Annotated in this window: 17 protein-coding genes; 12 read left to right on the plus strand and 5 right to left on the minus strand. The window is 58.0% G+C overall.

Going from position 1 to position 20,295, the window contains the following annotated elements; genetic code table 11:
* Positions 1-96: 96 nt before the first annotated feature.
* The 3 genes from lysS to ACZ9W6_RS10940 form a co-directional block, all read right to left on the minus strand.
* Entirely contained in the window at positions 97-1,605 is a 1,509-nt protein-coding gene (gene lysS / locus ACZ9W6_RS10930) for a lysine--tRNA ligase (RefSeq protein WP_465191170.1), read from the minus strand.
* Between the two features lie 59 nt (positions 1,606-1,664).
* Positions 1,665-2,769, minus strand: a protein-coding gene (gene prfB, locus ACZ9W6_RS10935) for a peptide chain release factor 2 (protein WP_465191220.1) whose coding sequence is annotated in 2 segments (ribosomal slippage) — positions 1,665-2,687 and positions 2,689-2,769 — 1,104 coding nt in all. Because the reading frame shifts where the segments join, the coding sequence is not laid out codon by codon here.
* A gap of 104 nt (positions 2,770-2,873) precedes the next feature.
* Positions 2,874-3,860 (minus strand): malate dehydrogenase, encoded by a 987-nt coding sequence (locus tag ACZ9W6_RS10940; protein WP_465191171.1) that lies wholly within the window; start codon positions 3,858-3,860, stop codon positions 2,874-2,876.
* Between the two features lie 173 nt (positions 3,861-4,033).
* On the opposite strand from ACZ9W6_RS10940, the gene ACZ9W6_RS10945 reads away from it, so the two are divergent.
* From ACZ9W6_RS10945 to sucD, 12 genes are all read left to right on the plus strand, one after another.
* Positions 4,034-4,753 (plus strand): GntR family transcriptional regulator, encoded by a 720-nt coding sequence (locus ACZ9W6_RS10945; RefSeq protein ID WP_465191172.1) that lies wholly within the window; start codon positions 4,034-4,036, stop codon positions 4,751-4,753.
* 201 nt (positions 4,754-4,954) lie between these two features.
* Positions 4,955-5,329: a succinate dehydrogenase, cytochrome b556 subunit gene (gene sdhC / locus ACZ9W6_RS10950; protein ID WP_465191173.1), complete on the plus strand. Its 375-nt coding sequence runs from the start codon at positions 4,955-4,957 to the stop codon at positions 5,327-5,329.
* Positions 5,323-5,667: a succinate dehydrogenase, hydrophobic membrane anchor protein gene (gene sdhD, locus ACZ9W6_RS10955; protein WP_465191175.1), complete on the plus strand. Its 345-nt coding sequence runs from the start codon at positions 5,323-5,325 to the stop codon at positions 5,665-5,667. Before sdhC ends, sdhD begins: the two co-directional genes overlap by 7 nt.
* On the plus strand, positions 5,667-7,439 hold the full coding sequence (gene sdhA / locus ACZ9W6_RS10960; RefSeq protein WP_465191176.1) for a succinate dehydrogenase flavoprotein subunit: 1,773 nt from the start codon (positions 5,667-5,669) through the stop codon (positions 7,437-7,439). The genes sdhD and sdhA overlap by 1 nt, the downstream gene beginning before the upstream one ends.
* Positions 7,440-7,452: 13 nt before the next feature.
* On the plus strand, positions 7,453-8,163 hold the full coding sequence (locus ACZ9W6_RS10965; protein ID WP_465191177.1) for a succinate dehydrogenase iron-sulfur subunit: 711 nt from the start codon (positions 7,453-7,455) through the stop codon (positions 8,161-8,163).
* On the plus strand, positions 8,160-8,408 hold the full coding sequence (locus tag ACZ9W6_RS10970) for an FAD assembly factor SdhE (RefSeq protein ID WP_465191178.1): 249 nt from the start codon (positions 8,160-8,162) through the stop codon (positions 8,406-8,408). The genes ACZ9W6_RS10965 and ACZ9W6_RS10970 overlap by 4 nt, the downstream gene beginning before the upstream one ends.
* 61 nt (positions 8,409-8,469) lie before the next feature.
* Complete coding sequence (gltA, locus tag ACZ9W6_RS10975) at positions 8,470-9,759, plus strand: citrate synthase (RefSeq protein ID WP_465191179.1); 1,290 nt, start codon at positions 8,470-8,472, stop codon at positions 9,757-9,759.
* Positions 9,760-9,923: 164 nt separating this feature from the next.
* Positions 9,924-12,752: a 2-oxoglutarate dehydrogenase E1 component gene (locus tag ACZ9W6_RS10980; protein ID WP_465191180.1), complete on the plus strand. Its 2,829-nt coding sequence runs from the start codon at positions 9,924-9,926 to the stop codon at positions 12,750-12,752.
* Positions 12,753-12,806: 54 nt separating this feature from the next.
* Positions 12,807-14,036, plus strand: a complete 1,230-nt coding sequence (gene odhB, locus ACZ9W6_RS10985; RefSeq protein ID WP_465191181.1) for a 2-oxoglutarate dehydrogenase complex dihydrolipoyllysine-residue succinyltransferase — start codon at positions 12,807-12,809, stop codon at positions 14,034-14,036.
* Between the two features lie 97 nt (positions 14,037-14,133).
* The gene (gene lpdA, locus ACZ9W6_RS10990; RefSeq protein WP_465191182.1) at positions 14,134-15,567 is read left to right on the plus strand and encodes a dihydrolipoyl dehydrogenase; all 1,434 of its coding nucleotides are present in this window, start codon (positions 14,134-14,136) and stop codon (positions 15,565-15,567) included.
* A gap of 107 nt (positions 15,568-15,674) precedes the next feature.
* Positions 15,675-16,844, plus strand: coding sequence for an ADP-forming succinate--CoA ligase subunit beta (gene sucC / locus ACZ9W6_RS10995; RefSeq protein WP_465191183.1), 1,170 nt, complete (start codon positions 15,675-15,677; stop codon positions 16,842-16,844).
* A gap of 27 nt (positions 16,845-16,871) precedes the next feature.
* Positions 16,872-17,756: a succinate--CoA ligase subunit alpha gene (gene sucD / locus ACZ9W6_RS11000; protein WP_047966798.1), complete on the plus strand. Its 885-nt coding sequence runs from the start codon at positions 16,872-16,874 to the stop codon at positions 17,754-17,756.
* Between the two features lie 102 nt (positions 17,757-17,858).
* Here sucD and ACZ9W6_RS11005 read toward each other — a convergent pair whose 3' ends face one another.
* Together ACZ9W6_RS11005 and ACZ9W6_RS11010 are read right to left on the minus strand one after the other, a co-directional pair.
* The gene (locus tag ACZ9W6_RS11005; protein ID WP_465191184.1) at positions 17,859-18,875 is read right to left on the minus strand and encodes a GGDEF domain-containing protein; all 1,017 of its coding nucleotides are present in this window, start codon (positions 18,873-18,875) and stop codon (positions 17,859-17,861) included.
* A gap of 145 nt (positions 18,876-19,020) precedes the next feature.
* Positions 19,021-19,905 (minus strand): LysR substrate-binding domain-containing protein, encoded by an 885-nt coding sequence (locus tag ACZ9W6_RS11010; RefSeq protein ID WP_465191185.1) that lies wholly within the window; start codon positions 19,903-19,905, stop codon positions 19,021-19,023.
* Positions 19,906-20,295 lie beyond the last annotated feature (390 nt).

Here is a 20,295-nt window from a genome sequence, read left to right on the forward strand (position 1 = left end):
GGTTGGCCGCAAGGGTGGCGCTGATGATCGGATGAAAAAAGGGCAAGCATCATGCTTGCCCTTTTTCTTGCCGGCGTGCGGCCAACCTTATGAGGCTTAGCCTTCGTGACGCATCTGCGGGAACAGAATCACGTCGCGGATCGACGGAGCGTCGGTCAGCAGCATCACCAGACGGTCGATGCCGATGCCGCAGCCGCCGGTCGGTGGCAGGCCGTATTCCATGGCGCGGATGTAGTCGGCGTCATAGTGCATGGCTTCGTCGTCGCCGGCGTCTTTCTGCGCCACCTGCGACAGGAAACGGGCGGCCTGGTCTTCCGGATCGTTCAACTCGGAGTAGCCATTGGCGTGCTCGCGGCCAACGATGAACAGCTCGAAACGCTCGGTAATACCAGGCTGGCTGTCGGAGCCTCGCGCCAGTGGCGACACTTCAACCGGGTAGTCGATGATGAAGGTCGGGTTCCACAGCAGGCTCTCGGCGCATTCTTCGAACAGCGCCAGTTGCAGGCTGCCAAGGCCAGGTGCCGGTGGCAGCTTGCCGCCCAGACGCTGGATCTCGCCGGCTACCCAATTGGCATTGGTCAGCTGCTCGTCGGTGTATTGCGGGTTGTAGTGCTTGATCGCGCCAACGATGGTGAAGCGGTCAAACGGCTTGCCCAGATCCACTTCCTTGCCCTGATAGCTCACGGTGGTACCGCCGGTGGCGGTTACCGCGCAGCGGCGGATGATGGTCTCGGTCATGTCCATCATGCGCTGGTAGTCGCTGTAGGCTTCGTAGAACTCGATCATGGTGAACTCGGGGTTGTGGCGTGTGCTCATCCCTTCGTTGCGGAAGTTGCGGTTGATCTCGAACACGCGCTCGAGGCCGCCGACCACCAGACGCTTCAGATACAGTTCCGGCGCGATACGCAGGTAGAGCGGCATGTCCAGCGCGTTGTGATGGGTCACGAACGGCTTGGCGGCGGCACCACCCGGAATCGGGTGCATCATCGGAGTTTCGACTTCGAGGTAGCCTTCGCCCACCATCACGTCACGCACGGTCTGTACGATCTTCGAGCGCTTGATGAAGGTGTTGCGGCTTTCTTCGCTGGTGATCAGGTCGACGTAGCGCTGACGGTATTTCTGTTCCTGATCGGTCATGCCGTGGAACTTGTCCGGCAGCGGGCGCAGGCTCTTGGTCAGCAGGCGCAGCTCGGTGACGTTGACAGACAGTTCGCCCTTGTTGGTCTTGAACAGGGTGCCGCGTGCGGACAGGATGTCGCCCATGTCCCAGTGCTTGAAGGCGCTGTGCACGTCGGCACCGACGCCCTGGTCGTTGATATAGAGCTGGATCTGCGCGGAGGCGTCCTGGATGGTGGCGAAGCTCGCCTTGCCCATCACGCGCTTGAGCATCATGCGACCGGCAACGGCCACCTGGATGTTCAGGCTTTCCAGCTCTTCCTTGCTCTTTTCGCCGTGGCTGCTTTGCAGATCGCCGGCAAAGTGTTCGCGCTTGAAGTCGTTAGGGAAGGCGATACCGGCTTCGCGGATGGCTTTCAGCTTTTCGCGACGCTCGGCGATGATATGGTTTTCGTCCTGCTGCGGCAGGCCGGATTCTTGCTCGGACATGCGGGTCTCCACTAATGACTGAAGGTTGGCCGCAACGGGTGCGGCCAACCTTTTGAAATTTATACGCCTTGCTTCAGGCTGGCTTCGATGAAGCCGTCAAGGTCGCCATCCATCACGGCCTTGATGTTGCCGACTTCGTAGCTGGTGCGCAGATCCTTGATGCGCGACTGGTCGAAGACGTAGGAACGGATCTGGTGACCCCAACCCACATCAGTCTTGCTGTCTTCCAGCGCCTGCTTGGCTTCGTTACGCTTTTTCAGTTCCAGCTCGTACAGCTTGGCACGCAGCATCTGCCACGCCTCGTCGCGGTTGCGGTGTTGCGAGCGGTCGTTCTGGCACTGCACCACGATATTGGTCGGGATGTGGGTCAGACGGACGGCGGAGTCGGTCTTGTTGATGTGCTGACCACCGGCACCGGAGGCGCGGTAGGTATCGGTACGCACATCGGCCGGGTTGATGTCGATCTCGAAGCTGTCGTCAACTTCCGGATACACGAACACGGATGAGAAGGAGGTGTGACGACGGGCATTGGAGTCGAACGGCGATACGCGCACCAGGCGGTGTACACCGACTTCGGTACGCATCAGGCCGTAGGCGTATTCGCCCTCGATCTTGATGGTGGCACTGGTAATGCCGGCTACATCGCCTTCGGATTCTTCAAGGATCTCGACCTTGAAGCCCTTGCGTTCGGCAAAGCGCACATACATGCGCAGCAGCATGCCGGCCCAGTCTTGCGCCTCGGTACCACCGGCACCGGCCTGGATATCGAGGAAGCAGTTGTTCGGGTCCATCGGATCGTGGAACATGCGGCGGAATTCGAGCTTGGCCAGCTTTTCTTCCACAGCGTCCAGATCAGCCTTGACGGCCAGGATGGTGTCGTCATCCTCTTCGGCCTTGCCCATCTCGAACAGCTCGGCACAGTCGGCGAGCGTGTTGGCAATGCCTTCGATGACCAGCACCACGTCCTCGAGCTGCTTGCGCTCGCGGCCAAGGTCTTGCGCCTTTTTCGGGTCGTTCCAGATTTCCGGGTCTTCAGTCAGACGGGATACTTCTTCCAGACGGTCTTTTTTGCCGTCGAAGTCAAAGATACCCCCGGATAGCGGTGTTGCGGGCACTCAGATCATCGATCTGAGCCTGAATCTGATTGAGAACTTCGGCTTCAATCATGGTGTGTCGACCTCCAAAAGAGCGGTTCAAACAATAAAAAGGCTAATTCAGTAAAGACAAAAAGCGCACCTTGCGGTGCGCTTTTGCCTGATCGGGTCAGATTAACCCAGCAGGTGAGCTACGCCAGCGCGCTCTTCTTCGAGCTCGTTCAGGGTGATGTTGATGCGCTCACGGCTGAATTCGTCGATTTCCAGGCCCTGAACGATCTTGTACTCGCCATTCTCGCAGGTTACCGGGAAGCCGAACATCACATCTTTAGGGATGTCGTAGGAGCCGTCGGACGGAATGCCCATGGTGACCCACTGGCCATTGGTGCCCAGTGCCCAGTCGCGCATGTGGTCGATGGCAGCGTTGGCTGCAGAAGCAGCAGACGACAGGCCACGAGCAGCGATGATGGCGGCGCCACGCTTGCCGACGGTCGGCAGGAAGACGTCACGGTTCCACTCGTGATCGTTGATCAGGTCTTTGACGGACTGGCCGGCAACGGTCGCGAAGCGGTAGTCGGCGTACATGGTCGGAGAGTGGTTGCCCCATACAGTCAGCTTCTCGAACTGGGTAACCGGTTTGCCGGTCTTGGCAGCCAGTTGCGACAGTGCGCGGTTGTGGTCCAGGCGCAACATGGCGGTGAAGTTGTTCGGATTCAGATCCGGAGCGGACTTCATGGCGATGTAGGCGTTGGTGTTGGCCGGGTTGCCAACGACCAGCACTTTTACATTGCGGCTGGCGAAATCGTTCAGTGCCTTGCCCTGAACGGTGAAAATCTTGGCGTTTTCCTGCAGCAGGTCAGCGCGCTCCATACCTGGGCCGCGTGGACGGGCACCAACCAGCAGGGCGTAGTCTGCATCCTTGAAGGCAACATTCGGGTCGTCAGTGCCAACCATGCCGGCCAGCAGCGGGAAGGCACAATCTTCCAGCTCCATCATTACGCCTTGCAGGGCCTGCTGGGCCTTTTCATTGGCGATTTCCAGCAATTGCAGGATGACTGGCTGGTCTTTGCCCAGCATCTCACCGCTGGCAATGCGGAACAACAGGCTGTAACCAATCTGACCGGCTGCGCCAGTGACGGCAACGCGTACGGGGGCTTTCATCGTTGTACTCTCCTTTGAGCTGTAAATGGACTGCCTTTGGATGCTGCTTTGCAACAGTTTCACGGAGTTTAACATGCGTTTTCGCGTTTGTGCTGGTGCGGTATGGGGGTCTTGTCTTGTGTCTTATATAAGACTAGTATTTACCTTGTCGCAGAATGATGATAAAACGTTGAATGAACAGCAAAGTACCTAGTCGTTTACCCCTTTACCGCCAGGTTTACGACCAGTTGGCGCTGCGTATTTCGCAAGGCGATTGGCTGGAAGGCGACATGTTGCCCAGTGAGTGGGATCTGGCTGCCGAGTTACAGGTCAGTCAGGGGACGGTTCGTAAAGCACTGGGCGATCTGGTGAATGATGGATTTCTGTACCGCCAGCAAGGGCGCGGCACTTTTGTGGCAGCTTCTTGTGATGACTGGGCTGGTATGTCGCTGGTTACGCCAGGCTTGTTTGGCGAGTCGCCGGATAGGCTGCAGCGTGAGTTTCTCGGCGTCAGTCGTATCAGTGCTGCCGATGAGGTGTGCGAAGCCTTTGGTCTGCGCCGCGGCTCGGTGTTTCACCGGGTCAGGTTGTTGTGGCGACTGCGAGGCAGGGCGGTAGCACTTGATGATGTCTTGCTGCCGCTGACCTTGTTGCCGGAGCTGGATGGCAAGCAACTCAGGCAGGCCGGGGTGTGGAGCTTGCTGCAGCAGGAAGGTCTGCGACTGCATGTGGTGTCACAGCAGTGGCGAGCAATCCGATCCGGACGTGACGAGCGCCAGTTGCTGGGGATTGATACCGAATTGCCGCTGTTATTGCATGTGAGGTTGGCCGCAGATGCAACGGGCAAGCTGGTGGAGTGGCGAGATCGCCTGTGCGTCACGGATCAGCAGGCACTGACGCAGCGGGAAGTCTGAAATCTGCAGTCGATATTTTGATGGTTGATGTCGTATTTCTGTCATGTAGTGCGGCGCTTACCAGAATTTTGCTAGAATTTCGCGGTTGTGCTGCAGTTGCAGCATGACACGGAGCGGTCGGGTAACCGGCCAAAAGAGGTTGCCGCAGCAAGTGGCAGCCCTGTAAAAACCACTTGGTTCATGCACATCCAAGGAAGCTATATGCAGAAGCAACGACCAAAGCATCTAGATCTGGCCAAGATCAGGCTGCCGGTGCCGGGCATCGTCTCGATCCTGCACCGTATCAGCGGAGTGGCACTGTTTTTCTCTCTGCCAATCCTGATTTATCTCCTCAGTGGTTCCTTGAGTTCCGCTGATTCTTTTGACAGCTATCGCGCCGTTGTCGCCAATCCGCTGGTCAAGCTGATCCTGATCGGTTTGCTGTGGGCCTTCCTGCACCATGCAGTTGCCGGTATCCGCTTCCTGCTGCTGGATATGCACAAGGGTCTCGAGCTGCAGACTGCCCGCGCTACCGCCAAGCTGGTGCTGGTTGTCAGCCTGTCCCTGACTGTGATTATCGGAGGCGTACTATGGTAAACCGTCAAGTTGTCGGCGCTCACTATGGTCTGAAAGACTGGCTGGTTCAGCGTCTGACCGCCGTGGTCATGCTGGCCTACACCGTTGCACTGGTACTGTTCCTGCTGGCCATGCCTTCCGGCTATGAAGGCTGGAAACTGCTGATGGGTCAGACCTGGGTGAAGGTGCTGACCCAAACTACGCTGATCGCGCTGTTCCTGCACGCCTGGGTCGGTATCCGTGATTTGTGGATGGACTACATCAAGCCGGTTGGTCTGCGTCTGACCATGCATACCTTTACCGCTGTATGGCTGGTGTCCTGTTTCATTTATTCGCTTAAGGTTGTCTGGGGGCTGTAATGACTGTACCCGTTCGTCGTTTTGATGCAGTAATCGTCGGTGCCGGTGGCGCCGGTATGCGCGCTGCCTTGCAACTGTCCGAGGCCGGTCTGAAGACCGCGGTACTGTCCAAGGTATTCCCGACCCGTTCGCACACTGTTGCTGCACAAGGTGGTGTCTCCGCCTCGCTGGGCAACTCCGAGCCGGATCACTGGCACTGGCACATGTACGACACCGTTAAAGGTTCGGACTGGCTAGGTGACCAGGATGCGATCGAATTCATGTGCCGCGAAGCCCCGAAAGTGGTAGTAGAGCTGGAACATTTCGGCATGCCGTTTGACCGCAACGAAGATGGCACCATCTACCAGCGTCCGTTTGGCGGCCACATGTCCAATTTCGGCGAAAAGCCGGTGCGTCGCGCCTGTGCTGCGGCTGACCGTACCGGTCACGCTATGCTGCATGCGCTGTACCAGCGTAACGTCCGTGCCAACACCCACTTCTTCGTAGAGTGGATGGCGCTGGATCTGGTACGTGATGCTGACGGCAATGTCCAGGGCGTCGTTGCCATGGAAATGGAAACCTCCGAAATCGTGGTATTCCAAGCCAAGGCCACCCTGTTTGCGACCGGTGGTGCCGGCCGTATCTTCTCGTCTTCCACCAATGCCTTCATCAATACCGGTGATGGTCTGGGTATGGCCGCACGTGCCGGTATCCCGCTGGAGGACATGGAATTCTGGCAGTTCCACCCGACCGGTGTTGCCGGTGCCGGTGTACTGATTACCGAAGGCGTACGTGGTGAAGGCGGTATCCTGCGTAACAGCGCGGGTGAGCGTTTCATGGAGCGTTATGCGCCTAACGCCAAGGATCTGGCGTCGCGTGACGTGGTTTCCCGCGCTATGGTGACCGAGATCAATGAAGGCCGCGGTTGTGGTCCGAACAAGGATCACGTGCTGCTGGACATTACCCACCTGGATCCGGAAGTCATCAAGTCCAAGCTGCCGGGTATCCGCGAGATCTCCATCAAGTTTGCTGGTGTTGATCCTATCGTCGCCCCGATTCCTGTCGTGCCGACCTGCCACTACCAGATGGGTGGTATTCCGACCAACTATCGCGGCGAAGTCGTGATCGATGGCAAGCCGGTTAGCGGTTTCTATGCAGCTGGTGAAGTAGCGTGTGCCTCGGTACACGGTGCCAACCGTCTGGGCACCAACTCGTTGCTCGACCTGCTGGTCTTCGGCAAGAGCTCGGCCAACTCGATGATCGACTTCATCAAGGAACAGCCTGCTGATCTGCCAGTACTGGCGACCGCTGATGTGGATCGTTCGGTGGCACGTATAGCCCGCCTGGATGGCCAGACCAACGGTGTCGAAGTCAACGACGCCCGCAACGCCATGCAGCGCACCATGCAGAACCACTGCGGCGTATTCCGTTTCAAGGACATGCTGGCCGAAGGCGCAGCCAAGATCCTGGAAGTGGAAGAAATGGTCAAGAAGATCCAGATCCACGACAAGTCCAAGGTGTTCAACACTGCGCGTATCGAAGCGCTGGAGCTGGAAAACCTGATCGAAGTGGCCAAGGCGACCATGATTTCCGCCAATGCCCGTACCGAGTCCCGTGGTGCCCACGTGCGTGATGATGCACCGGATACCGCCGAGACCCCGAACGGTCGTGACGACAAGAACTGGCTGAAGCACACCCTGTGGCACCGTGACGGCAACCGTCTGGAGTACAAGCCGGTGAACATGACTCCGCTGACCGTCGAGACCATCGCGCTCAAGACTCGCTCGTACTAAGGGACGCTGACAGATGACAACGCAAACCGTGCAATTCCGCGTTTATCGCTATAACCCGGACCAGGACGCCAAGCCGTACATGCAGGACATCAGCGTCGAGGTCGATGCTACCGATCGCAAGCTGCTGGACGCCCTGGTCAAGCTGAAGATCAAGGATGACTCCGTGTCCTTCCGTCGTTCCTGCCGTGAAGGTGTGTGTGGCTCCGACGCCATGAACATCAACGGCAAGAACGGTCTGGCCTGTCTGACCGATATCAAGGATCTGAAACAGCCGATCGAGCTGCGCCCGCTGCCAGGCCTGCCGGTCATCCGCGATCTGATCGTGGACATGACCCAGTTCTTCAAGCAGTACCACTCGATCAAGCCGTACGTGATCAACGATACCCCGGCCCCGGAAAAAGAGCGCCTGCAATCACCGGAAGACCGTCTGGAACTGGACGGCCTGTACGAGTGCATCCTGTGCGCCAGCTGCTCGACTTCCTGCCCGTCGTTCTGGTGGAACCCGGACAAATTCGTTGGCCCGGCCGGCCTGCTGGCTGCCTACCGCTTTATCGCCGATACCCGCGATACTGCGACCAACGAGCGTCTGGACAATCTGGAAGACCCGTACCGCTTGTTCCGTTGCCACACCATCATGAACTGCGTGGACGTGTGTCCTAAGGGCCTGAACCCGACCAAGGCCATCGGCAAGATCAAGGACCTGATGGTCAAGCGTGCCGTATGACCGAAATCGATCCGATTGAAATCAAGCGGATCCGCTGGCGCTCGCGCCGGGGTTTGCTGGAGCTGGACCTGGTGCTGGAGCGTTTTCTGGCCGATGGTTTCAACCGGCTGACCCAGGCCGAGCTGTTGGCGTACAGGCGTTGTCTGGAGCTTCCGGACAACGATTTCCTGGACTACGTCAACGGCAAGGCGGAAATCGAAGACCCCGAACTGACTCACATCATCGGGATATTGCGCCGCGCGTAAGTGCAGTGCAAAGCAGCAACCATAAATTACAACGACCACAAATTAGACTGGGAGTATTGCTGTGGAAAACAATCGTAAAGTGACGCTCACTTATAACGACGGCAAGGATGCACTGGACTTGCCCGTACAGGCCGGCACACTCGGTCCTGATGTCGTTGATATTCGCACTTTCGCGAAGACCGGCATGTTCACCTTTGACCCTGGCTTCCTGGCTACCGCCAGCTGCGAGTCCAAGATCACCTTTATCGATGGTGACCTGGGTCAGCTGTACTACCGCGGTTACCCGATCGAGCAACTGGCCGAGAAGAGCGACTACCTGGAAGTCTGCTACCTGTTGCTGAACGGCGAACTGCCGAACGCCCAGCAGCGCGCTGAATTCGAGCGCGGCATCATGCGCCACAATATGCTGCATGATCAACTGATGACCCTGTTCAAGGGCTTCCGTCGTGATGCTCACCCGATGGCCGTAATGGTGGGTGTGGTTGGCGCGCTGTCCGCCTTCTACCATGACTCGCTGGACATCAATAACCCGGATCACCGCAAGATTTCGGCTCACCGCCTGATCGCCAAGCTGCCGAACATTGCAGCCCAGGCTTATCGCTATAACAAAGGCCTGCCATTCTCCTATCCGAAGAATGGTCTGACCTATGCCGAGAACTTCCTGCACATGATGTTCTCGACGCCGTGCGAAGAGTACAAGGTGAACCCGGTTCTGGCGCGTGCGCTGGATCGTATCTTCACCCTGCACGCTGATCACGAGCAGAACGCTTCGACTTCTACCGTGCGTCTGGCTGGCTCTTCCGGTGCCAACCCGTTCGCGTGTATCGCGGCCGGTATCGCTTGCCTGTGGGGTCCGTCCCACGGCGGCGCCAACGAAGCCGTACTGAAGATGCTGGACGAAATCGGCTCCGTGGACAACGTTCCTGCCTTCATGGAAGGCGTGAAGAACAAGACCCACAAGCTGATGGGCTTCGGTCACCGCGTGTACAAGAACATGGACCCGCGCGCAGCGATCATGAAAGAGACCTGCGACGAAGTGCTGAAAGAACTGGGCCTGCAGGACAGCCCGAAGTTCAAGCTGGCCATGGCGCTGGAAAAGATCGCTCTGGAAGATCCGTACTTCATCGAGCGCAAGCTGTACCCGAACGTCGACTTCTACTCCGGTATCGTGCTGTCCGCTATCGGTATCCCGGTATCGATGTTCACCCCGATCTTCGCGCTGGCCCGTACCGTGGGCTGGATCTCGCACTGGGCAGAGATGATCTCCGACCCGGGCATGAAGATCGGTCGTCCGCGTCAGCTGTACACCGGCGCACCACGTCGCGATTTCATCGAGTCCGACAAGCGCTAAGTCGCTGTTAAAGGTTGGCCGCGATGCGGCCAACCTTTATTACCGTCATGCCGGTTGTAAAGAACGCTCTGTCAAAGGGAGGTGCTCTGGATGTCTGTCGCAGTGCCAGCTCTCTTTGTCAAAACGCTTTTTGCTAAAGCAGCAACGCAGACAAAGGGTCGAAAATGATGCAAACCTTGTACAGTCATTCCCACCTGTTTGGCGGGAATGCACCGTTCATCGAGGAACTGTACGAACAGTACCTCGCTGATCCGACGGTGGTACCGCAGGAGTGGCGGGACTACTTTGACAAGCTCGCCGCTACGCCTGGCGTAGTCGAGCGCGATGTGGCGCACCTGCCCATCCAGGAATCCTTCATCCAGCTGGCCAAGCGCCCGCCGATGGCCGCGCGCAGCAATGCTGCCGCTGACTGGGAGTCCATGCAGAAGCAGGTTGCGGTACTGAAGCTGATCTCTGCGTACCGCGTACTGGGTTCACGCCAGGCCAATCTCGACCCGCTCAAGCGCATGGACCAGACGCAGATGCGCGAGATGGACCACCTGAGCCAGGGCCTGAGCGATGCCGACATGGCCGTACAGTTCAATGCCGGCTCGCTGGTTGGCCCGGCCAAGCTGCCGCTGTCCGAGATCATTGCCCGTCTGAAGCAGACTTACTGCGGCAATATCGGCGTCGAGTACATGCACATCACCACCTCCGAAGAGAAGCACTGGGTACAGAAGCGCTTCGAAGGTGACCTGTCGACCCCGCATTACAATGCCGACAAGAAAAAGCGCATTCTGAAGCAGATCACTGCTGCCGAGACGCTGGAACGTTACCTGCATACCAAGTATGTCGGCCAGAAGCGTTTCTCGCTGGAAGGTGGCGAAGCCGCCATCGCCGCAATGGATCACCTGATCCAGAACGGTACTGCGCAAGGCGTGGAAGAGCTGATCATCGGTATGGCCCACCGTGGTCGTCTGAACGTGCTGGTCAACACCTTGGGCAAGCAGCCTGCCAACCTGTTCGCCGAGTTCGAAGGCAAGGCAGCGCAGGATCTGGCGTCCGGTGACGTGAAGTACCACATGGGCTTCTCTTCCGACATCCCGACCCCGAACGGCCCGATGCACGTGTCGCTGGCGTTCAACCCGTCCCACCTCGAGATCGTGAATCCGGTAGTCGAAGGTTCGGTGCGTGCCCGTCAGGAGCGTCGCAAGGATCTGGAAGGCAAGACTGTGGTGCCGCTGCTGATTCACGGTGACTCCGCTTTCGGTGGTCTGGGCGTGAACCAGGGTACTTTCAACCTGTCGCAGACTCGTGGCTATCGTACTGGCGGTACCCTGCACCTGGTGATCAACAACCAGGTCGGCTTTACCACTTCCGACACCCGCGACATGCGTTCCACGCTGTACTGTACCGACGTGGCCAAGATGATCGAAGCACCGATCTTCCACGTGAATGCAGATGATCCGGAAGCGGTTTGCTATGTAATGCAGGCTGCACTCGACTACCGCATGACCTTCAAGAAGGACGTGGTAATCGATCTGGTGTGCTACCGCAAACTGGGCCACAACGAGGGCGATGACCCGTTCCTGACCCAGCCGATGATGTACAAGAAGATCGCCAAGCATCAGGGCACCCGTGCCATGTATGCAGAGCGTCTGGTGGCCGAAGGCGTCCTGTCCGCCAGCGAAGCCGAAAGCCTGATCCAGGCTTACCGTGATGCGCTGGACAAGGGCGAGCACGTCGAACAGACCACGCTGACCAACTACCGCCGCGAACACGCGCTGGACTGGAGCCAGTATCAGGGCACCCACTGGGCGCACCCGACTGATACCAGCCTGCCTGCCGCCGATATCCAGCGTCTGGCCGAGAAGTTCACCGCCGTACCGGAAGGCTTCAAGCTGCACCCGACCGTGAAGAAAGTACTGGATGCCCGTCTGGCCATGGCTGCCGGCAATCAGGACTTCGACTGGGGTATGGCCGAGACCCTGGCTTACGCCAGCCTGGTGACCAATGGTTACGGCGTGCGTATCTCCGGTGAAGACTCCGGTCGTGGCACCTTCTCGCACCGTCATGCTGTATTGCACGACCAGAACCGCGAGAAGTGGGACCAGGGTACCCACATTCCGCTGGCGAACCTGAGCGAGCAACAAGCTGACTTCCGCGTGATCGACTCGATCCTGAACGAAGAAGCGGTCATGGCTTACGAGTACGGCTACGCCTGCTCTGCACCTGACAAGCTGGTGATCTGGGAAGCCCAGTTCGGCGACTTCGCCAACGGTGCCCAGGTCGCGATTGACCAGTTCATCTCCTCGGGCGAGACCAAGTGGGGCCGTCTGTGCGGTCTGACCACCATCCTGCCGCATGGCTATGACGGTCAGGGCCCGGAGCACTCCTCCGCGCGTCTGGAACGTTGGCTGCAACTGTGCGCCGAGCACAATATGCAAGTGGTCATGCCATCCGAAGCTTCGCAGATGTTCCATATGCTGCGTCGTCAGGTGCTGCGCCCGTATCGCAAGCCGCTGGTGATTTTCCTGTCCAAGCGCCTGCTGCGTTACAAGGATTCCATGAGCCCGCTGGCTGACTTCACCGATCACGGCTTCCGCCCGGTGATTGCCGATGCCGGTATTACCGATCCGAAGCAGGTGAAGCGCGTACTGCTGTGTGCCGGTCAGGTCTACTACGATCTGGTCAATGGCCGCAAAGAGCGCGGTATCGAGAACGATGTTGCCATCGTGCGTATCGAGCAACTGTACCCGTTCCCGACCGAGCAGCTGCAAGCCGTGCTCGAGCCTTACTCTCACGTCAAGGAAATCGTGTGGGTTCAGGAAGAGCCGCGCAACCAGGGTGCCTGGTACCAGATCCGCCATCGTCTGGAAGGCCTGCTGCAAGGCAAGCAAACGCTGGGCTTTGCCGGTCGTCCGTCGTCCGCATCGCCAGCCGTCGGCTATATGAGCAAGCACGTTGCCCAGCTCAAGGCCTTTGTTGAAGAAGCCTTTGCCGCGATCAAGTAATCGTCCTGCATGACAATAACGGGGAGCTCGGGCTCCCCAATATGGAGAAGAACAATGGCCATCATTGAAGTTAAAGTTCCGCAGCTGCCGGAATCCGTATCCGAAGCTACCCTGATGTCCTGGCACAAGGCTGTTGGTCAGTCTGTTGCCCGTGACGAAAACGTGATCGACCTGGAAACCGACAAGGTTGTGCTGGAACTGCCAGCACCACAGGCTGGCGTGATCGTTGAAATCATCGAGCAGGATGGCGCGACCGTCGTTTCCGGTCAGCTGATCGCCCGTATCGATACCGCCGCGACTGCCGGCGACAAGGCGCCGGCTGCTGAAGCCGCTCCGGCCCCGGCTGCTGCACCGGCTGCGGTTGATCCGGCTATCGGTTTCGGTACTGCCGTGGTTGCCCGCGCCGAGCCGCTGGCCATGCCGTCTGCTGCCAAGCTGGCTGCCGAGACTGGCGTAGCACTGGGTTCGGTTGCCGGTACCGGCCGTGACGGTCGTGTGCTGAAAGAAGACGTAGCTGCTGCCGCTGCCAAGCCGGCCGCCAAGCCAGCTGCCGCTGCCACCGCTTTTGTTGCTGACCTGTCCGGTCGTCCGGAACAGCGCGTACCAATGTCCCGTCTGCGCCAGCGCGTCGCCGAGCGTCTGGTGCAGTCGCAGCAGACCAACGCGATTCTGACCACTTTCAACGAAGTGAACATGAAGCCGCTGATGGATCTGCGCAACAAGTACAAGGACAAGTTCGAGAAAGAGCACGGCGTGAAGCTGGGCTTCATGGGCTTCTTCGTCAAGGCCGCGGTTGCTGCCCTGAAAAAGTACCCGATCGTGAACGCCTCCGTTGACGGTAACGACATCGTTTACCACGGCTTCTTCGACATCGGTGTGGCCGTAGGCAGCCCGCGTGGTCTGGTGGTACCGGTTATCCGCAATGCCGACCAGCTCAGCCTGGCCGACATCGAGAAGCAGATCGCCGACTTCGGCAAGCGTGCCCAGGAAGGCAAGCTGACCGTTGACGAACTGACCGGCGGTACTTACACCATCTCCAACGGTGGTACTTTCGGCTCAATGATGTCTACCCCTATCATCAACCCGCCACAGTCCGCCATTCTGGGCATGCACGCTACCAAAGAGCGCGCTGTCGTGGAAAACGGTCAGGTTGTCGTGCGTCCGATGATGTATCTGGCACAGTCCTACGACCACCGTATCATTGACGGTCGCGAGGCTGTACTGAGCCTGGTAGCCATCAAGGATGCGATCGAAGATCCGGCTCGCCTGATCCTGGATCTGTAATACCGCAGCGCGGGAGCCTGTCTCCCGCGTTGTCTTGTCTAGCTGACAACGTGCGGCCAACCCACAAGGTTGGCCGCAGCGTGCAAAGGAATAATCAATGAGCCAACAATTTGACGTGGTGGTGATCGGCGGCGGCCCTGGCGGTTACGTTGCGGCCATTCGTGCAGCCCAGCTGGGTTTCAATACTGCTTGCGTTGACGCGACCAAGAGCCCGGAAGGCAAGCCTTCTTTGGGTGGTACCTGCCTGAACGTCGGTTGCATTCCGTCCAAGGCCCTGCTGCAGTCGTCGGAAAACTTCCACGCCGTACAGCACGACTTTGCCAAGCACGGCATCAGCGTCGAAGGCGCGCAGATGGACGTGGCCAAGATGCTGGCCCGCAAGAACGACATCATCACCAAGAACGCCGGTGGTATCAGCTTCCTGTTCAAGAAGAACAAGGTTGCCAATATCCACGGTTTCGGTGAACTGAAGAGCCGTCAGGGCGACAAGTGGGTTATCGAAGTGACCGACAACGGCGCCGTGGTTGACACCCTGGAAGCTACCCACGTGATCGTGGCTACCGGTTCCAGCCCGCGCGCACTGCCAGGTCTGGCAACCGACAACCAGATCGTGCTGGACAACGAAGGTGCATTGGCGCTGACCGCCGTTCCGGCGCGTCTGGGCGTGATCGGCGCCGGCGTGATCGGTCTGGAAATGGGTTCGGTGTGGAAGCGCCTTGGCGCGGAAGTGACCATCCTGGAAGCAGCCCCGACTTTCCTCGCTGCTGCTGACCAGCAGATCGCCAAGGAAGCGTTCAAGACCCTGACCAAAGACACTGGCCTGGATATCAAGCTGAGCGTGAAGATTGGCGAGATCGTCAAGGGCGACAACGGCGTGACTGTCAGCTACGAGCTGAACGGCGAAACCGTGAAGGCCGAATTCGACAAGCTGATCGTGTCCATCGGCCGCGTGCCGAACACCAATGGTCTGGGCGCGGCCAACGTTGGCCTGACTACTGATGAGCGCGGTTTCATCGTGGTTGACGATCACTGCCATACCAATCTGCCTAATGTCTGGGCGATTGGTGATGTGGTGCGTGGCCCGATGCTGGCGCATAAGGCGTCGGAAGAGGGCGTGGCCGTGGCCGAGCGTATCGCTGGCCAGAAGCCGCACGTCGATTTCGGCGTGATTCCGTGGGTGATCTACACCTCGCCGGAAATCGCCTGGGTCGGCAAGACCGAAGAGCAGCTGAAAGCCGAAGGTATCGAGTACAAGAAAGGTACTTCCGGTTTTGCTGCCAACGGTCGCGCACTGGGTCTGGGTCAGGCACAGGGTACGGTCAAGCTGCTGGCTTGCGCCAAGACCGACCGTATTCTCGGTCTGCACATGATCGGCCCGATGGTGTCCGAACTGGTAACCGAAGGCGTGGTATCCATGGAATTCAAGGCGGCCAGCGAAGATCTGGCACGCATTGTCCATGCTCACCCGAGTCTGTCCGAAGTAGTGCACGAGGCTGCGCTGGCTGCTGACAAGCGCGCCCTGCACGGCTAACAAAACAAGGTCATGTACCGTCTGGGCGACAGACGGTACAATCCCGCAATTCAGGCATAGCTGGGCTGGCCACAAACCGGCCCGAATCTACCCGTAAAGGAAACGCAATGAACCTGCACGAATACCAAGCGAAAGAGCTGCTGGCCAAATACGGCCTGCCGGTGCAAAAAGGCATTCTGGCTACCACGCCGGAAGAAGCTGCTGCTGCCTACGACCAACTGGGCGGCAAATTCGCCGTTGTAAAAGCCCAGGTACACGCAGGTGGCCGTGGCAAGGCTGGTGGCGTAAAAGTGGTTAAAACCCGCGAAGAAGCTGCTGAAGTTGCCAAGACCCTGATCGGCACCAATCTGGTGACTTACCAGACTGACGCTGCCGGCCAGCCGGTAAACAGCGTGCTGGTATGTGAAGACATGTACCCGGTACAGCGCGAACTGTACCTGGGCGCCGTGGTTGACCGCGGTTCCCAGCGCGTAGTGTTCATGGTTTCCACCGAAGGTGGCGTGGAAATCGAAAAAGTTGCCGAAGAAACCCCGGAAAAGATCATCAAGATCGAAGTAGATCCGCTGGTTGGCATGCAGCCGTTCCAGACTCGTGACGCGGCTTTCGCGCTGGGTCTGTCCGGTAGCCAGATCGCTGCTTTCAGCAAGCTGATGCTGGGCGCGTACAACGCCTTCGTTGAAAACGACTTCGCACTGTTCGAAGTGAACCCGCTGGCGCTGCGTGAAAACGGCGAACTGGCTTGCGTTGACGGCAAGATCAACCTGGACTCCAACGCCCTGTACCGTCATCCGGAACTGCTGGCTCAGCGCGACAAGTCGCAGGAGAACGAGCGCGAAGTGAAAGCTTCCGAGTTCGACCTGAACTATGTGGCCCTGGAAGGCAATATCGGTTGCATGGTGAACGGTGCTGGTCTGGCGATGGCCACCATGGACATCATCAAGCTGAAGGGCGGCCAGCCTGCCAACTTCCTGGACGTGGGCGGCGGCGCTACCAAAGAGCGCGTGATCGAAGCGTTCAAGCTGATTCTGGCCGACACTTCGGTTCAGGGCGTGCTGATCAACATCTTCGGCGGCATCGTTCGCTGCGACATGATTGCCGAGGCGATCATTGCTGCGGTTAAAGAAGTGAACGTGACTGTACCGGTAGTGGTACGTCTGGAAGGCAACAATGCCGAACTGGGCGCCAAGATCCTGGACGAGTCCGGCCTGAAGCTGACTTCCGCACAAGGTCTGAACGACGCAGCCGAGAAGATCGTTGCTGCTGTTGCTGCCCTGTAATCACACGCACCGCATAAGGATTTCGAAATGAGCGTATTGGTAAACAAAGACACCAAAGTGCTGGTGCAAGGCTTCACCGGCAAGAACGGTACTTTCCACGCTGAACAGGCGCTGAAGGTTGGCACCAAGGTTGTCGGTGGTGTTACTCCAGGCAAAGGTGGTTCCGAGCATCTGGGTCTGCCGGTGTTCAACACCATGAAAGACGCGGTTCGTCAAACCCAGGCTGATGCTTCGGTTATCTACGTACCTGCAGCTTTCGCCAAGGATTCCATCCTGGAAGCTATCGACAGCGGCGTTAAGCTGATCGTGTGCATCACCGAAGGCGTGCCGACTCTGGACATGCTGTACGTGAAGAAGGCCGTTGACGAAGCCGGCATCCGCCTGATCGGCCCTAACTGCCCAGGTATCATCACTCCGGGCGAGTGCAAGATCGGCATCATGCCGTGGCACATCCACAACCCGGGCCGTATCGGTATCGTGTCCCGTTCCGGTACCCTGACTTACGAAGCGGTTGCTCAGACTACCGCTCTGGGTCTGGGTCAGTCCACGTGTATCGGTATCGGCGGCGACCCGATCCCTGGCACCAGCCACATCGACGCCCTGAAACTGTTCCAGGACGATCCTGATACCGACGCGATCGTGATGATCGGTGAAATCGGTGGTTCCGCTGAAGAAGAAGCAGCTGAATTTGCCAAGCAGTACGTGACCAAGCCGGTTGTTGGCTACATCGCTGGTGTTACCGCGCCTAAGGGCAAGCGTATGGGCCACGCTGGTGCGATCATCTCCGGCGGCAAGGGTACTGCCGAAGAGAAGTTCAAGGCTTTCGAGCAGGCTGGTATTGCCTACACTCGTAGCCCGGCCGAGATCGGCAAGACCATGTTCGAACTGCTGAAAAGCAAAGGCATGATCTAAGTCGCAAGACTTTCGGTCAAAGCAAAACGCCACCTTTCTGGGTGGCGTTTTTTATTTTGCAGCGTGTAGGTTGGCCGCAATCGCTTGCGGCCAACCTTGATGTCAGAACAGGGTGACTTCGCCGTTGATCTGACTGTCTTCCAGCAGGCCTTGCTGGCGCAGGCTTTCAAAATGGCTGACTCGGTTCTTGCCGTGCTTCTTGCTGTACAGCAAGGCCTTGTCAGCCTGGCCGATCAGGGTGGTTGGCAGCTGGCCGCGCTGGATCTCGGTAAAGCCACAGCTGATTGTCAGCTGGCCGATCTGCGGAAAGCCGAAGTGCTCTATGGCCTGGCGGAAACGCTCTAGCTGTGCCTGAGCCTGCTCTACCGTCACATTGCGCATGATGATGGCGAACTCTTCGCCACCATAGCGATAGATGCCGTCATCTTCGCCAAATGCCCGCTGCAGTTGCTGGGCCAGCAACAGCAGGATCTCGTCACCGATCTGGTGGCCGTAGTCGTCATTGATGCGCTTGAAGTCATCGGCATCGATGATAGCCAGCGCGGCGCGTGGTTCATCCTGTTTGTCCAGCAGCAGACCGGAGATCAGCGTATAAAGGTGGGCATCAAACTTGCGGCGATTATGCAGGCCGGTCAGCATGTCGCGGTCGGCCTCGAACAGCAGGCGCAGAAAGTTTTCATTGATGCGCGCCATCGCCATCAGTGCCCCGACATTCAGCGGCTGATCATCACGACAGCGGAAGCGTACGATGGCGACCACCGAGCCGAGGCAACGCAACATCAGGGTATGGCCGGCAGGGCTGTGTTGTACGGTCTGGCCACTTTGCAGGGCGTTGTACATCGAGATGACCGGTGGTGCCCAGGTCTCACCTTCGAGATTGCTGATGGTGGCGTTGCCATCTTCGCTGACAGTCACCAGGGTCTGGCGTTTGACATAGGGTGCGCCGTTGATCCAGCGGCAGGAAAATAACTCGGCGTGGGTAGCGCCAAGGCATTCGACCAGTGTCGACAGCAGGCTGCGTTCCAGCAGATTCTGCTCGCGTTGCGAGGTCAGTTCGACCAGATTGTTCAGGAACGGGTCAGAGATGGTGGTGGTCGCGGGGTTGGTGGGAACGGTCATGCTGGCGTTATCCTGATTTCTTTCCTGAAATGCTTGTAATGATGTCAATGCAGTTACTGACAGCTATGTTAAGCCATAATGCTGGACTATGTGGCCATTTCAATAATCATACTGACTAATCTGCACACTAACCGTCATAAGCCGGTCAAGAAAGTAGTATCTCTTTGGTCAGTGTAATCCATGCTCGTGCTGCGTGAGACAGATAGCTGTTTTTCTTCCAGATCAGGCCGAGGTGCCAGATGATGCGCTCTTCATCAATCGGGATGATGTCGAAACGCTGACTGTCCAGCCGATAGCTGATGACCTCGGGCAGCATGGCAATGCCAAGGCGGGCTTCGACCATGGCGGCGATGAAGTCCCAGTGGGCGCTGCGTCCGGCAATCAGCAATGGTTTACCCAGCAGGGCATACGAGTCGGCAATGCGCTTGCTCAGCGAAAAGTCTTCCGGATAAAACACCAATGGCTGGTCGACTATCTCTGACAACGTTACCTGAGTCTGGCCTTGCCAGCGGCTGCCTTTGGGTGCGACCAGGCACAGACGCTCACGCACGAGGCTGATGCTCTCGAACACATTATTGTCGACAGGCAATACCGCTGCACCGATTTCCAGCTCGCCGCTGCGCACGCTGTTTTCGATGGCGCGCGCGCCGTCCTCGACAATCTTGAGCTCGACGCTGGGGTAGCGGTCGCGGAAGGCGCCGACCACCGGGGCAAAGAAGGCACCGCCGGTCATCGGGGGCAGGCCGACGACCAGTTCACCACGCGCGAGCTCGGCGAGTTCGGCCAGCTGGCTGTTGAGGCGCATTTGTGCGGCCAACACATCCTGCCCGCGTTGGTACACCACGCGGCCGGCATCGGTCAGATGAAAGCTTTTGCCTTCACGCACCAGCAGAGGTGTTCCGATCTCTTCTTCCAGCTGTTTCACCATCTTGCTGATGGTAGGTTGGGTAACGAACAGTGCCTCCGCCGCACGAGTGAAGTTTTGCTGGCGTACCAGTTCGGTAAAGTAGCGCAGTGCCTTGATGTCCATGTTATTCCCAATTCGAATGTTATTTATTATTTTAATTCATTTTTAGAATGTTTCGTATCACTATATACTCCGCATCACTCTCTGTGTTGTGTTGTGGCTCGTAAGACGGACTACACGGCAATCAACGTTCTGACGGTATCTCCTCCCTGAAGAATGTGCCTGTTAACCCGTCGCCCAGATTTGGGCAAGGCAGCGACTGTAGGTCGCATCAGATTACTGATGCCTCGTCTAGTGCATGGGACGCTGACGAGGTAGTTTCCTTGACTTCCCTTTACGAGCGTTGTTTGGCCGGCTGACAAGCCGGCCATTTTTTTGCCTGGATATAAATTATTCCATTTTAGAATTATAAATATAATATCAATTCATTTGCGGAATGTAGTTTTGTTTCGC

The sequence above is a fragment of the Vogesella lacus genome (assembly GCF_979366295.1).

Excerpts from the sequence above, each read along its gene's own strand:
- lysS (WP_465191170.1), bottom strand. The coding sequence starts at position 1,605 with ATGTCCGAGCAAGAATCCGGCCTGCCGCAGCAGGACGAAAACCATATC.
- ACZ9W6_RS10940 (WP_465191171.1), bottom strand. The coding sequence starts at position 3,860 with ATGAAAGCCCCCGTACGCGTTGCCGTCACTGGCGCAGCCGGTCAGATT.
- ACZ9W6_RS10945 (WP_465191172.1), top strand. The coding sequence starts at position 4,034 with ATGAACAGCAAAGTACCTAGTCGTTTACCCCTTTACCGCCAGGTTTAC.
- sdhC (WP_465191173.1), top strand. The coding sequence starts at position 4,955 with ATGCAGAAGCAACGACCAAAGCATCTAGATCTGGCCAAGATCAGGCTG.
- sdhD (WP_465191175.1), top strand. The coding sequence starts at position 5,323 with ATGGTAAACCGTCAAGTTGTCGGCGCTCACTATGGTCTGAAAGACTGG.
- sdhA (WP_465191176.1), top strand. The coding sequence starts at position 5,667 with ATGACTGTACCCGTTCGTCGTTTTGATGCAGTAATCGTCGGTGCCGGT.
- ACZ9W6_RS10965 (WP_465191177.1), top strand. The coding sequence starts at position 7,453 with ATGACAACGCAAACCGTGCAATTCCGCGTTTATCGCTATAACCCGGAC.
- ACZ9W6_RS10970 (WP_465191178.1), top strand. The coding sequence starts at position 8,160 with ATGACCGAAATCGATCCGATTGAAATCAAGCGGATCCGCTGGCGCTCG.
- ACZ9W6_RS10980 (WP_465191180.1), top strand. The coding sequence starts at position 9,924 with ATGATGCAAACCTTGTACAGTCATTCCCACCTGTTTGGCGGGAATGCA.
- odhB (WP_465191181.1), top strand. The coding sequence starts at position 12,807 with ATGGCCATCATTGAAGTTAAAGTTCCGCAGCTGCCGGAATCCGTATCC.
- lpdA (WP_465191182.1), top strand. The coding sequence starts at position 14,134 with ATGAGCCAACAATTTGACGTGGTGGTGATCGGCGGCGGCCCTGGCGGT.
- sucC (WP_465191183.1), top strand. The coding sequence starts at position 15,675 with ATGAACCTGCACGAATACCAAGCGAAAGAGCTGCTGGCCAAATACGGC.
- sucD (WP_047966798.1), top strand. The coding sequence starts at position 16,872 with ATGAGCGTATTGGTAAACAAAGACACCAAAGTGCTGGTGCAAGGCTTC.
- ACZ9W6_RS11005 (WP_465191184.1), bottom strand. The coding sequence starts at position 18,875 with ATGACCGTTCCCACCAACCCCGCGACCACCACCATCTCTGACCCGTTC.
- ACZ9W6_RS11010 (WP_465191185.1), bottom strand. The coding sequence starts at position 19,905 with ATGGACATCAAGGCACTGCGCTACTTTACCGAACTGGTACGCCAGCAA.